The 1605-nt window shown below is 45.6% G+C and carries 2 protein-coding genes and 2 pseudogenes; all 4 read left to right on the top strand.

The window, feature by feature from the left end:
• Positions 1–535 (top strand): annotated as a pseudogene (locus B3O33_RS10550) (RNA polymerase factor sigma-54); the annotation flags it as partial.
• A gap of 35 nt (positions 536–570) precedes the next feature.
• A complete protein-coding gene (gene hpf, locus B3O33_RS10545) occupies positions 571–897 on the top strand; it encodes a ribosome hibernation-promoting factor, HPF/YfiA family (protein ID WP_069296314.1) in 327 nt (108 codons plus the stop codon).
• A 15-nt stretch (positions 898–912) separates the two neighbouring features.
• Positions 913–1374: a PTS sugar transporter subunit IIA gene (locus B3O33_RS10540; RefSeq protein WP_292361931.1), complete on the top strand. Its 462-nt coding sequence runs from the start codon at positions 913–915 to the stop codon at positions 1372–1374.
• Between the two features lie 6 nt (positions 1375–1380).
• Positions 1381–1605, top strand: a pseudogene (locus B3O33_RS10535) (serine kinase); the annotation flags it as partial.

Raw genomic sequence — 1605 nt, 5'->3', positions numbered from 1 at the left:
CGAACATTACGCATCCTTAATAAATCGTGCCGATAGCAGTGAAGAAAACACCTACCTGAAAAATAATCTGCAGGAAGCACGCTGGTTTCTGAAAAGTTTACAAAGCCGTAATGAGACATTGCTGAAAGTCACGCAAGCCATTGTTGAACGGCAGCGTGATTTTCTTGACCATGGTGAAGAAGCCATGAATCCCTTGGTGTTAGCCGATATTGCCGAGACAGTGGAAATGCATGAATCCACTATATCCCGAGTCACCACACGCAAATATCTGCACACACCGCGCGGTATATTTGAATTGAAATTCTTTTTCTCCAGCCATGTCGGAACTGAAAGTGGCGGAGAATGTTCAGCAACAGCCATTCGTGCGATCATCAAAAAACTGGTCGCCGCAGAAAATCCAAGAAAACCTCTCAGTGACAGCAAAATTGCTGATATTCTGGGAGAACAGGGCATTAATGTCGCTCGCCGTACTATTGCAAAGTACCGTGAAACATTGGCGATAGCGCCCTCAAATGAGCGTAAGCGACTGGTGTAGAACCAGTTTTAGTCCACCAACAGGAGTGATGCATTATGCAATTAAATCTAAGCGGACAACATATCGATATCACTGACAGCCTCCGGGATCACGTCAATAAAAAATTCGAGAAACTCACTCGTCATTTTGATCACATGACCAACGTACATGTGGTGCTATCTGTTGAAAAACTTCGGCAGAAAGCTGAAGCAACCGTGCATGCCAGTGGAGCAGACTTATTTGCTTCTGACGAGCAGGAAAATATGTATACCGCTATTGAAAATCTGGTTGCCAAACTGGATCGACAGATCATTAAACACAAAGATAAAATCACTAACCACCATCAAGCTGATGGTGCAATTCAAAAACATAACGCTAGTTAAGGAGCGGTATTTTTCATGCTTATTGCTGCACTGCTCGTAAATGCGGACAACATCAGTTTCCACGATGAAGCTACCAGTAAAAAACGGGTGATCGAAAATCTCAGTCGGATGCTGGGAGCCAACACCAGTGCAGCGACTGCTGAAAAAATCTTTCAAGTTCTGCTTGAACGGGAACGTCTGGGCAGTACCGGATTAGGCAAGGGCGTGGCTATCCCCCACGCCCGTGTCCCGGATCTGACGCATACTGTGGCCGCCATGCTGACGCTGGAAACGCCCGTTGAGTTTGAAGCGGCTGATGGTAAACCGATTGATATTGCCTTTGGTTTATTGGTCCCTGAGGATGATACTGAACATCATTTACAGCATCTGTCCCGTCTTGTCACACTGTTCCGTGATGAAGAAGTTTGTAGCCGTATTCGGCAGGCCCCCAATGCGGAAGCCATTTTTGAATTATTACTTTCCATCGACGAAGACTGATTCACAATGTCTCTGCCAGCAGCCATAAATAGTCAACATGGCGTAATGCTTCATTATCAGGGAAAAGGAATTCTGCTAACGGGTGAGGCAGGTATTGGCAAAAGCAGTCTTGCGCTTGAATTGATTCATCATGGGGCGATTTTGATTGCCGATGATGTAGTGGATTTTTCACTGGAAGCTGATCAGCTAATCGGCCATTGCCCCAAAATGCTTTCCGGTCTATTGCATAGT

This window comes from Methylophaga sp. UBA1464 (genome assembly GCF_002325665.1).
GTDB lineage: Bacteria > Pseudomonadota > Gammaproteobacteria > Nitrosococcales > Methylophagaceae > Methylophaga.
This window is presented reverse-complemented; position numbering and strand designations above follow the sequence as displayed.